Annotated in this window: 8 protein-coding genes, 1 pseudogene and 1 riboswitch; of the genes and pseudogenes, 7 read left to right on the plus strand and 2 right to left on the minus strand. The window is 67.3% G+C overall.

Translation table 11 applies throughout. From position 1 onward, the window contains the following. From AC1DYI_RS18595 to AC1DYI_RS18605, 3 genes are all read left to right on the plus strand, one after another. On the plus strand, positions 1-394 hold a 394-nt coding region (locus AC1DYI_RS18595), incomplete at its 5' end, for a hypothetical protein (protein WP_477205615.1). A 2-nt stretch (positions 395-396) separates the two neighbouring features. Continuing rightward, on the plus strand, positions 397-1485 hold the full coding sequence (locus AC1DYI_RS18600; RefSeq protein ID WP_477205616.1) for a type II secretion system protein: 1089 nt from the start codon (positions 397-399) through the stop codon (positions 1483-1485). Continuing rightward, positions 1482-2654, plus strand: coding sequence for a hypothetical protein (locus tag AC1DYI_RS18605; RefSeq protein ID WP_477205617.1), 1173 nt, complete (start codon positions 1482-1484; stop codon positions 2652-2654). The genes AC1DYI_RS18600 and AC1DYI_RS18605 overlap by 4 nt, the downstream gene beginning before the upstream one ends. 13 nt (positions 2655-2667) lie before the next feature. Here the strand turns inward: AC1DYI_RS18605 and AC1DYI_RS18610 are convergent, their stop codons facing one another. Continuing rightward, positions 2668-5046: a sensor histidine kinase gene (locus tag AC1DYI_RS18610; RefSeq protein WP_477205618.1), complete on the minus strand. Its 2379-nt coding sequence runs from the start codon at positions 5044-5046 to the stop codon at positions 2668-2670. A gap of 434 nt (positions 5047-5480) precedes the next feature. Continuing rightward, positions 5481-5674, plus strand: a riboswitch (yybP-ykoY riboswitch). Between the two features lie 11 nt (positions 5675-5685). Here AC1DYI_RS18610 and AC1DYI_RS18615 point away from each other — a divergent pair. Continuing rightward, on the plus strand, positions 5686-6267 hold the full coding sequence (locus AC1DYI_RS18615; protein ID WP_477205619.1) for a TMEM165/GDT1 family protein: 582 nt from the start codon (positions 5686-5688) through the stop codon (positions 6265-6267). A gap of 5 nt (positions 6268-6272) precedes the next feature. Here the strand turns inward: AC1DYI_RS18615 and AC1DYI_RS18620 are convergent, their stop codons facing one another. Continuing rightward, positions 6273-7829, minus strand: a complete 1557-nt coding sequence (locus tag AC1DYI_RS18620) for a cytochrome ubiquinol oxidase subunit I (RefSeq protein ID WP_477205620.1) — start codon at positions 7827-7829, stop codon at positions 6273-6275. A 307-nt stretch (positions 7830-8136) separates the two neighbouring features. On the opposite strand from AC1DYI_RS18620, the gene paaG reads away from it, so the two are divergent. From paaG to AC1DYI_RS18635, 3 genes and pseudogenes are all read left to right on the plus strand, one after another. Then, positions 8137-8931, plus strand: coding sequence for a 2-(1,2-epoxy-1,2-dihydrophenyl)acetyl-CoA isomerase PaaG (paaG, locus tag AC1DYI_RS18625; RefSeq protein ID WP_477205621.1), 795 nt, complete (start codon positions 8137-8139; stop codon positions 8929-8931). Next, entirely contained in the window at positions 8932-9393 is a 462-nt protein-coding gene (paaI, locus tag AC1DYI_RS18630; RefSeq protein ID WP_477205622.1) for a hydroxyphenylacetyl-CoA thioesterase PaaI, read from the plus strand. It begins immediately after the preceding gene. Positions 9394-9419: 26 nt separating this feature from the next. Next, positions 9420-10019: pseudogene (locus AC1DYI_RS18635) on the plus strand (M13 family peptidase); the annotation flags it as partial.

The raw sequence follows: 10019 nt of genomic DNA on the forward strand, positions 1-10019 counted from the left end.
CATCCAGGCCGGCCACGACACCGCCGAGGTCTTGATGACGATATTCGTGGCGTCCGACGGCACGGGCCTGATCGGGACGCGCTTGGACCTGACGAATGGCTATGCGGAGATCGTCAAGGCCGAAGCCGAGATCGTTGCATTGACACCGGGCCTGCCCGAGACGGCACCCGAGATCGCGTTGAAGAAAGCCGCCGTGGTGGCCGCGAAAGCCGGCGTCTTTTTCGGCAAGGTCGATCTGGCGCGCGGCACCGTGAGCTTGCTGGCAGACCTGGCCTACCAGGCTGCCTACAAGGTGGTCGCCTTGCAAGCCGAGGCCATTCCGGTCTGGCACGGTGGGCARCAGTGGTTGGACGCTGCTGACGCAGCCGGCCTGTCGCTCGAAGGAGGGCAGTGAACATGTGGCGACGTTCCAATCGTGGATGGTCCCTGGTCGAACTGGCCGTGGTCATCGCAGGCGTGGGTGTGCTGGTGGCCTTGTTGTGGCCCTTGATCCAGCGGCTGCTGCCGGCGAGCCGCGACGCCGCCGCGGACCCGCGTACGCTGCAGGTCCAGCAGGCCATCGAGGGCTTTGCGGCGGTCCATCTGCGCTTGCCCACACCGCTGGAGGCCACCAACAGCCCGACCCGGCCCGGCTTCGTCGAAGGCTGGTTGCCCGCGTCCTTGCTCGGCCTGCCCGAAACACCGAGGACCCGCTACTTCGCGAACAAGACCTTGACCGAGGCACCCGCCACCGTGCTGGTGGCCGACCCGGCCCAACTGGCCAGCGGTGCCATCAAACCGCGCACCGATTTCAACGGGCTGGATTTCTGCTATGCGGCATTGCTGCAGGACCGCTCGGGACCGGTGACACCGGCCGGACATCGGGCCAGCTATGCGGTGCAGACAGCCCACACGATGCAGGGCAGCCCGGCGGAGCAGGTGCCGTTGTGGCTGCCCGATGAGGGCGTGGCCGCGCCGGTGGACCGGCAGCTCGAGACCACCGCCGTGGGCCACCTGGAGATGCTCGGGCGGCTGGGCTGCGTGGACCGGCTGACGCGCTTGTCGAATTCGGTCAAGCAGGCGGCGACGCAGCAGGACCTGCTCAAGCTTGCCAAGGTCGCCGTCGACTACGAGAACCTGAACGTCAAGAGTGCGGAAGAGGGCATCGTCAACCTCAAGTGGCGCGAGGCCAACTGGTCGGTCGGGCTGACCGCATTGGGGGTCGGCGAGGCGCTCGCGATAACGCAGCTGGCCATCGCGAAGGACATCGCGATCGAGACGGTCCCGGCGATCATCGCCAACCACGCCAGCATGACCCTCGCGATCGCGGGAGGGTCGGTCTTCCTGTACCAGACCGTCACCGCGCTGCGGGCGTCGGAAAAGAGTTACCCGTTGGTCGTGGCGGCGCGGGACGATGCCGTGGCGTACCAGGCGGACGTTCAGGGGCTGGCCGACGAGTCGGTGCAGCGGGTTCAACAGTGGCAAACCAAGGGGCTCAAGCCATGATCACCAGGCGAGACAACTTGCGCGGCTTCTCCGTCCTGGAGTTGGCTGTGGCCGTGGCCATCGTGGGGGTCGCCATCGTCTGCGTCCTCGGCGTCATGGCCAGCAGAACGAGCAGCGGCGAGTTGCTGCAGGCGCGTGCCAGCCTGTCGGCGGCGCGCGCGGCGCTCGCGTCGTTCGCGTTCGTTCATTCGAGGCTGCCGTGCCCAGCCAAGACGACCCAGGGCCAGGAAGTCTGCGATGGCTCGACCAGTGGCTACCTGCCTTTCTCGACCTTGGGCATGGTCGACGAGACGGCCGGCCACTTCCACTACGAACTGCCGTCGGTCGCGCTGACCAAGGCCGGTGGCGGGGCCGCTGTTCTGGTCATCGCACCGTCCGATGGAGGGCCTGATGCGTGGCCCCGTTACGAGGCCAACAGCGCGCCGGTGGCGACGGTCGTCGATGCGGCCCTGTATGACCACAAGCTCGACTTCTGTGCAGCGCTGGAGGAGGGGTCGCAGGATCGGTCGGTGGCGACCTTGACGGCAGCGGCCTCGTCCAGCGGCTTGCCGACTTCGAGTGAGGTCCTGACGGCGGCCGCAGCCTCGGGCCAGCTTGGCTGCTCGGGCTTGCTGGCCACGGCCGCCCGTGCGCACTACGCCACCGGCCTGGCCGCCGCTGCGATGTCGAACTCGTTCGTCGACTACAAGGCGCAGTTCGACGTGTCCTACGACCTGTACCTGTGGGACCTCACGACAGGCGTCTGGGGGGCCGCGGATTCTGCGGCGTCGTTCGGCAAGAGCGCGACCAAGACGTCCTTGGCATTGTCGGCCTGGCTGGAAACCGACATGCTCGATTTCGAACCCCTGTTGAGTTTGGTCAGCCTTGGTACCGCGATCGGGGGCTACGCCAAAGGGGTGTCCAACCTGGCCCGCTTCACCTACAACATGGTCGTCGCGCATGAGAACCGTGTGCTGTTCGCGCAGATCAACGACCACCTGATCGAAGTCAACGACCAGGTTCAGGCCAACGTGGCTCTCGATGCCGCGATCGGCAACGTGGTCGGGTATCAGGGCCTTGCACCGCCGACCCCACAGCCACCCTCGCAAGGGCCCGTTTACGACGGCTCCAATCCCTTGGGGCAGACCGCGAAGGACTTCATCGGGGCGTTGGGTGGTTCGCCTCCATGACAGGCACTGGACATCAACCCAAGGCCACCGCGATGGTCTCGCGCAGGCGCTTGGCATGCACCGGCTTGTGCAGAAGAAGGACATTGGCTTCGGCCGCCCGTACGGCAACCGCTTCGTCCAGGTCGCCTGTGAGAAGCAAGGCGTGCAGGGTGAGGCCGCCGGCGCGCCGGCGTAGCGCCGAGATCGCGCCAAAGCCGTCCTCGGAACTCAGGTGCAGGTCGGCAATGACCAGCGCGGGTGCCGCATCAACGGGCAGGCTGGCCGTGATGCTGGCGCTGTCCTTGCCGGACACCACGGTGTAGCCCCAAGATGCGAGCAGGCCGTGCAGCGCCTCGCGAGACTCGCGGTCGTTCTCGATGATGGCAATGACCTGGGTTGGATCGGGGCGGGCGTGAAGATCTGTCCCACCGTCGGCCTGCGAAGGCAATGGGCCGAGGTGGAGCGGCAGATCCACCGACACCGCCGTACCCTGGCCCGGCTCGGAGTCGATGTGCAAGCCGTGGCTGATGAGATCGGCCGCCCGCTTGACGATGGCCAGTCCGATGCCCAAGCCTTCTGCCGTGCGCGCGGTGTCCAGCCGCACGTACTCGGTGAATATGTCACCCAGCTGTTCACGCGGGATGCCCACGCCGGTGTCTGACACGCGCACGCGCACCAGGCCGCCGATCACCTCGCAGTCGACGCTGACGCTGCCGCGCGAGGTGTACTTGATCGCATTCGAGACGAGGTTGAACACGATGCGGCGCAGCAGGTGGGGGTCGGTACGCACCCAGGCGCTGCATGGGCGCACCTTCAGCGACAAGCCGTTCTGAACCGCGGTGATGGTGAAGTGAAGTTGCACCTCTTCCAGCACGTCGTTCAACGGCACCGGGATCATCTCCGGCGTGTAGTGGCCTTGTTCCAACCGGTGCAGGTCCATCAGCATCGACAGCATGTCGCACAGCGTGGTGCAACAGTGGCGAATGCTGGACAGGCGGCGGTCCAGCGTCAGCGGGTGATCGGCGCTGGAGATCGTCTCGGCCAACATGCCCAGCGCGTGGGCGGGTTGCCGCAGATCGTGGCTGGCAGCGGCCAGCAGCCGGGTGCGTTTGGCGTTCAAGTCTTCCAGCGCCTGATTGCGCGTCTGCAACTCCTGGGAGAGCCGGTCCAGTCTGCGGCGTTGGGCCCACTGCACACGCAGAACATAGACGAGACCAAGGGCACCGAGCAGCGTTGCCGCCAGCGCCCCTGCCAACTGCTGACGCTTGAATTCGGTTGAATGCTCACGCTCCAGGCTCAACATCGCCTCGTGCTCCTTGCGGGCGACATCGAACTTGACGTTCAGCTCAGAGATCACGCGGTTGCTCGCGAGGCGGGCGGTTTCGGTGTCGAGCCGGCGAAGCTCGACCATGTGCCCGTGCGCCCGCTGGTACTGCCCGAGATTCGCGTAGACCTCGGCGGCGGCCTCGTGGTACTGCGCCGATGACTCAGGCCGGTCTTCTTCTTTCGCCAGGCGCTCGGCTTCCTTCAGGGCCGCCTCACTGGCCGCAGGTTGACCCTTGATCGCCCAGGCCTTGGCTCGAATGAGAGCCAAGCGCAGGCGGAACACGGTGGCCCCCGCAACAAAGGACGATAGCGCCTGTGCCCGCGAGCTCAGCTGCAAGGCCTCGTCGGCACGGCGCTGGCCCAGGTCCACGTGGGCCAGGATGTCGAGAGCGAGCCCGATGGCGTCAGGCAGCCGAGTCCTCTCTGCCAGTTCAACGGCGCGTTCGGCGTATCGGCGTGCTTCGACCAGGTCACCCTTTCGTCGCATGGCTTCGCCGACCGCATTGAAAACCACCATGCCTGTCACCGGATGGCGTTCCGCGTCGACCAGGTCGACGGCCTCGCGCATGTGCTTGAGCCCGCGCTCCCAGTCCGGGTCGCTGCGCTGCGAACCTGACTCAATGTTCGCCATGCCCAGCAAGGCGTAAGCCATCGGAAAACCGCGGCCGCCTGACTCGGCCGCGGCATAACCGCGCATGTACAGCTCATAAGCCCCGGCGTAGTCGTACACGCTAAAGGCCTCCGCCGCCTGTTCGTTGAGTGCGTAGGCCAGGTGGCGCGGCAACTGATGCGCCTCGGCGATGCGCTGTGCCTGCTGCAAAAAACCCTTCGCAGAGTCGCTGGGCTCGCCGAACGGTGAATCCACAAAAGCGCGCGCCAGCAGCATTTCGGCCATCGCGTCGTGCGCGTTCAGCTGTTCCGCCAGCTTGGCGCCTTCGGTGGCCAGGGGCGAGACGGCTTGCGTGTCGGAGTGAAAGTACAACGCATTGATGGCCCGGCGAATGGCGTCCAGCCGCGCCTCCGGGTCGGTGGCGCTCTGAAGCACGCGCTGCGCGCTTGCCAGTGCGGCTTGGGGGTCAGCGAGCACGACGTCTTCGATGGCTTCCAGGCTTGGTCGGGCGGCTGCATGGCCCCACAGCGAGAGCACCAAAAGCGCAACGAGCCACCGGCGCCACGCAGCGACCCCGGCCCGCGTGACCCGACGAACACAGGTCGGAAGCGGACGAACGTTTGAGAAAAAGCCCCGGGCCATCGGCACTCCACGGCGGGCGCAGCCGCACGCTGGYGCGCCTCGCGTTGTGGTTATGGCTCTCCCTGTGCACGCCATCGTACTGGCGCCGATGCAGCCTGCGAACCCTCGAATCGCTCAGTGGCTTCGCTGCCGTGACGATTCGTGACCGAGTCCCTGACTGCCCAGGCTGCTCACGCCGCCTTCAACTCCGCCTGGGTCCCGAAGAACTCGTGGCGCAGGCGATGCGGCGACACACCCTACGCCAGCCGAGCGCCCGGTAGAATGGTCACCTCTTCGTCATGGGGGAGTAGCCACGCTGCGCGGCTCGTACGCGCGGTGGCCGTTGTCAACACACTTGGAGCATGCGCAAAGCAGGCACCATGGCAGCGGCAGCTCGGCAGTACCGGGCCCGGCCAGACCTTTGACCAAGCACCTTCGCGTGGGCCGGGAAGGTGTGTTGGTCATCGGACTCGCGCCGGCCCCTGGACCCTCTTCATGCAAGCCTTCCTGATCTCCACCGGTGTCGTCGCGCTCGGCGAAATGGGCGACAAGACGCAGTTGCTCGCGCTGCTGCTGGCCGCGCGTTTCAAGCGGCCCGGGCCCATCCTGGCCGGCATCCTGGTCGCGACGCTGGCCAACCATGCGGCCGCCGGTTGGCTGGGCGCCGGCATTGCCGCCTGGCTCGGCCCGCAAGTCCTGCGCTGGGTCAYCGGGCTGTCGTTCCTGGCGATGGCGGGCTGGATGCTGGTGCCGGACAAGATCGATGAAACGCCTCGCGTCGCCGGGCGCTTGGGCATCTTCGGCACCACGCTGCTGGCGTTCTTCCTCGCCGAGATGGGCGACAAGACGCAGATCGCGACCGTCGCGCTAGCCGCGCGCTACAGCGAGCTGGCCGCGGTGGTGGCAGGAACCACGTTAGGCATGATGATCGCCAACGTGCCCGCCGTGTTCCTGGGAGACAAGGTCGCGCAGAAGGTGCCGATGCGGCTGGTGCACGGCGTGGCCGCGCTGATCTTCGCGCTGCTGGGTGGGCTGACGTTGGCCGGCATCGGCACGCTGCCGGGCATGCCGGCGTAGCACACCTACTCGAGCATCGAGGTGCAAGCCGCCAACTGGGTCGGGCGCCACAGTGGCAGCCGCAAGCGCCACCGCAGTTGCCGCAGCGCCGATTCCCACCACGTCAGCGGGGCAGGCCCGTGGCGCCACAGGCCCATGCAGGCACGCACGAACAATGCGCCGAGCAGCGCGTAGACCACCAGCCTGATCAGCAGTGCTGCGGGGTTGCCCGTGGCCGCTGCTGGCACCGCGGCTTGCGCGGTCAGCAGCTGACCGTAGACCACCCAGGGTTGGCGGCCCACCTCGGCCACCGTCCAGCCGCTGAGCGTGGCGATCCAGGGCAGGGGCAGGCAGGCCATCAGCAAGACGACGAGGCGGCGACCGCCGCGGCCGGTTTCCAAGTCGACACGCCGGCGCCAGGCGAGCAACAACACGCCCAGCAGCCCGACACCGATACCGGCCATCGTTCGGAAGGCGACGAACAGCGTCGGCACATGCGGGCGGGTCATTTCGGCGGCCAGCGTCAAGCGAGCCTCGTCGCTCAGAGTCGGCCAGACATCAGCATGCAGGCGAGCCGTGTGTTGGTAGAGCCCTCGCCAGACTGCCAACTCGGCCGGTGCCCCAGGTTGCAGCGCGAGCTGGATGTGATCCTTCGCCTGCTGGGTCAGCTCCCGCAGGCCCAGGGGCGACGCGCCACCAACCAGTGCGCTCATTGCGCCAGGCAGCTCCAATGCGCCATGGTTGGTCTGCGCGGCCATGTCAGGCCAGCCCCACAGCACCAGCGGCGCCTCATCGGACGCGGCCCAATGAGCTTCCATTGCGGCGAACTTCATCGGCTGCTGCTGCGCCACCTCGAGCGCGCTTTCGTGGCCGGTGTACAGCGTCGCCACCACACCCACCAGGCCCATCGCCAGCGCCACGCGCATTGACACCCGTGCCAGCGGCAGGTGCCGTCGCTTGAGCAGATAAGCGCCCGCCACGGCGAGCATGAAGAAGGCGCCGGTCAGCACGCTGGCGCTCAAGGTGTGGGCGATCTTGGTGTGCGCGAAGGGGTTGGCGAACACCGCCGCGAGCGAGGTGAGCCTTGCACCTTCGGCACCGAACTCGACGCCCACCGGGTGCTGCATCCAGGCGTTGATCGTCAGGATGCCAGCAGCTTGCGTGGCCATCGTCAGCATCAGCAAGGCGCTCAACAGCAGGCGGACCAACGGCTTCAGTCGTTGGCGGGCCAGGCTGAGCACGGCGACCAGCGACAACATCAGCGGYGCGATCCATCCCTCCAGCGTCATCACTGCGCCCAGCACCTCGCGCACCTGCTCGGTGTAGCCCTGCCAATGCGACTGCAGCTGCCAGCGCAAGGGGTAGCCGGTGACCATGCCGACGATCCACGCGAGCAGGAAGAAGCGCCACCAGAAACGCGCGGCCTCGGCCCACACCGTGCGGCCGGTGCGCCAGTGCGCGGCTTCGATCAGCGCGACCGCCAGCATCAACCCCAGGCTCAGCGGCACGAACAGGTAGTGGAAGCTGGCAGCGATGCCGAATTCCAGGCGCATCAGGCTCAGCACGAAAGCATCGGCGGTCATAGGTGGGCTCGTTGAAGATGGCGTCAGTGTGGGATGCCGACTGCTCGAGCACTCTGGCGATGAACGGCGGCAAGCGTCTTCTGATCGGCCTCACCGGGAACGCCTTGTTACTTCGGTTTGCACGGCAGACACCTGCAGTTCATCCACCCTCATGACCAGCGACGTTGCCGGCCGAACCGTGGCCTCGGGTTTGCCCGGGCCGCCCGGCGACCAGCGGCCGCAGCCACTGGACGAGAATCACCGCATGGCGGCTGACCGACCGGTCGGTCGGCGAACACTAGGCCGCCCCTTTTCCCGGAGACCTGCGATGACCGAACCCTTGGTGCTGGTGGCCGATGCCGGCCCCGTGCGCACGCTGACCCTGAACCGTCCCGCGGCGCTGAACAGTTTCACCAGCGCGATGCATGCCGAGCTGCGCGAAGCGCTCGATGCGGCCGCGCTGGATGCGAGCGTGCGCGCCGTCGTCCTCACCGGCGCCGGCCGCGGCTTTTGCGCCGGGCAAGACCTGAACGACCCCGGCATGGCCCCTGGCGCCGACGGCAAGGTCGATATCGGTGCGGTGATCGAAGCCAACTACAAGCCGTTGGCGCAGCGCGTGCGCGCAATGCCGGTGCCGGTGATTGCCGCGGTCAACGGCGTGGCCGCAGGCGCCGGCGCCAACCTGGCGCTGGGTTGCGACTTGRTGGTGGCGGGGCGCAGCGCCAGCTTCATCCAGGCCTTCTCGAAGATCGGCCTGATCCCGGACTGCGGCGGCACTTGGCTGCTGCCGCGCCTGGTGGGCCGCGGCCGCGCGCTGGGCTTGGCGCTGACGGGCGACAAGCTGCCGGCCGAAGAGGCCGAGCGCATGGGCCTGATCTGGCAATGCGTCGACGACGCCGCGCTGATGGACACCTGCATGGCGCTGGCGCAGCGCCTGGCCGCGATGCCGAGCAAGGCCATCGCCGCCACCCGCCAGGCCTTCGACGCGGCGGCGCAGATGAGCATGAACGAAGCGCTGTCGCTCGAAGCGCAGCTGCAGCGCGAGCTGGGTCGCCAGCACGACTTTGCCGAAGGCGTGGCCGCCTTCCAGCAAAAGCGCGCGCCGCAGTTCAAGGACCGCTGAGTGACGGAGCCGACCCTGCAACCGACCCCACAACGCGTGGCGGAAGCGGTGCGCGACGCGATGTGGCGTGACGACCGCGCGTCGAAGGCGCTGGGCATGCAGGTGCTGGCCATCGGCCCGGGCACCGCGACGCTGTCCATGACGGTGCGCGACGACATGCTCAACGGCCACGACATCTGCCACGGCGGCCTGATCACCACGCTGGCCGATTCGACCTTCGCCTTTGCCTGCAACGCCTACAACGAGGTCACCGTGGCCTCGGGCTTCGACGTCAACCTCGTCACCGCCGCCCGGCTTGGCGATGTGCTGACCGCCACCGCCAGCGAAGTGAACAAAGCCGGCCGCACGGGTGTCTACGACATCGACGTGCGCAACCAGCGCGGCGAACGCGTGGCCGCTTTCCGCGGCCGTTCGTACACCCTCAAAGGCAAGCAGGTCGTCGACCCGGCGAGCCTGACCTGATCTCTTTTTCTCCAAAGACTGTTTCCATGCCTCATTCGTTGAACCGCGTGCTCGCCGCGCTGGCGCTGGCCGGCGCCGCGTCGCTGACCAGCATTGCCACCGCTGCCGACCAACCCTTGACCGAGCTGCCCTACACGCCCGGCCTGGACGTGAAGGCGATGGACACCAGTGCCAAGCCTTGCGAAGACTTCTACCAGTACGCCTGCGGCGGCTGGATGCAGAACAACCCCATCCCGCCCGACCAGGCGCGCTGGGACGTCTACGCCAAGATGGGCGACGAGAACAAGCGCTTCCTCTGGGGCATCCTCGACACCCTGGCCCGGCAGACCGAAGGCCGCACGGTGCCGCAGCAGCAGATCGGTGACCTGTTCGCCTCGTGCATGGACGAGTCCAAGGTCGATGCGCAAGGCATCAAGCCCTTGACGCCGTGGCTGGACCGCATCGACGCGCTCAAGAACATCGACGACCTGCCCGGCCTGCTGGCCGCACTGCACCTGGCCACTGGCAATGGTGGGCTGCTGTTCAGCTTCGACCAGAACCAGGACTTCGGCGATTCGACGCGGGTGATTGCATTCGTCTCCGCCGGCGGCCTGTCGCTGCCCGACCGCGACTACTACGTGCAGAAC

This window comes from Ideonella sp. P3_A4 (assembly GCF_056403075.1).

What these genes read in the sequence shown, in the direction of transcription:
- AC1DYI_RS18600 (WP_477205616.1), top strand. Translation starts at nt 397, where the DNA reads ATGTGGCGACGTTCCAATCGTGGATGGTCCCTGGTCGAACTGGCCGTG.
- AC1DYI_RS18605 (WP_477205617.1), top strand. Translation starts at nt 1,482, where the DNA reads ATGATCACCAGGCGAGACAACTTGCGCGGCTTCTCCGTCCTGGAGTTG.